This is a genomic window from Flavobacterium sp. LC2016-13 (assembly GCF_009707955.1).
In the GTDB taxonomy this organism is placed as follows: Bacteria; Bacteroidota; Bacteroidia; order Flavobacteriales; family Flavobacteriaceae; genus Flavobacterium.
The window spans coordinates 1-311 of record NZ_WMDQ01000057.1; the positions used below are offsets into that span (position 1 = coordinate 1).

The window sequence follows — 311 nt, forward strand, 5'->3', positions numbered from 1 at the left end:
TTTTCTTCGATAATTTCAAGAACTTGGGTTGTTGGGTTCTTTGCAAAACTTACTCGTATGTTGCCTAAATGATCCTTGTACTGAAACACATATGAGAGTGCTCCATCAGTATTTTTTACATACCCTTCTGCGGTTGGGAAAAACTCTAAAACATTGTCTTTGTACTGAAACCCTCCTAAATAATTGGTACTCGTTGTCGTGGTTCCTTCCTTTACAATTTTCTCCAGTTTTTGTCCAGCTGCGTTGTAAATATACTCAATTGTGTTTCCCGTGCCAAAAGTTATTTTCTTGGGTAAATTGAGTTGGTTGTA

At 37.0% G+C, this 311-nt stretch carries 1 pseudogene; it reads right to left on the reverse strand.

Features of this window, described 5'->3' with window-relative positions:
• Nucleotides 1–311, reverse strand: a pseudogene (locus GKZ86_RS25370) (RHS repeat-associated core domain-containing protein); the annotation flags it as partial.